The sequence below is a fragment of the Leucobacter sp. M11 genome, assembly GCF_035726885.1.
Classification (GTDB): domain Bacteria; phylum Actinomycetota; class Actinomycetes; order Actinomycetales; family Microbacteriaceae; genus JAPFRB01.
Window position 1 is genome coordinate 582,514 of sequence record NZ_JAPFRB010000003.1, and the last position, 421, is coordinate 582,934.

Genomic DNA, 421 nt, shown 5'->3' on the forward strand with positions numbered 1-421 from the left:
ACGTCGCCGCTGACACCGCCGCTGACGCCGCCGAGGACCGCACGGTCGTCGTGCCGCGCGCCCCGCTCGCGCCGCGCCGGAACGCGACGCCCGCCGCGGTGCCGATGCCCGACGCGGCCACAGGCCCCGGCGACGCGGCGGCCCGAGACGCTTCCGCGGCTGCCACTCGCGACGAGGCCCGCGACGACGAGGCCACTGATGACGAGGCCACTGATGACGAGGCCACTGACGACGCGACGCGGATCGTGCCCCGGCGTCCGACGCTGCCCCGTTCCCTCGCCACGCCGGACCCTGACGCCCCTGACGCCCATGCCCTCCGCGACGACGTCCGCGCTGCCGATGCGATCAATGCTGCCGAGGCTGCCGGGGACGGCGGGGACAGCGGGGACATCGGGGACACCGGCGACGGCGACGAGACCCG

Annotated in this window: 1 protein-coding gene; it reads left to right on the forward strand. The window is 77.0% G+C overall.

The features are described from left to right. Window positions 1-421: hypothetical protein (locus OOT08_RS11145; protein ID WP_442916220.1), on the forward strand; the 421-nt coding region annotated here is incomplete at both ends.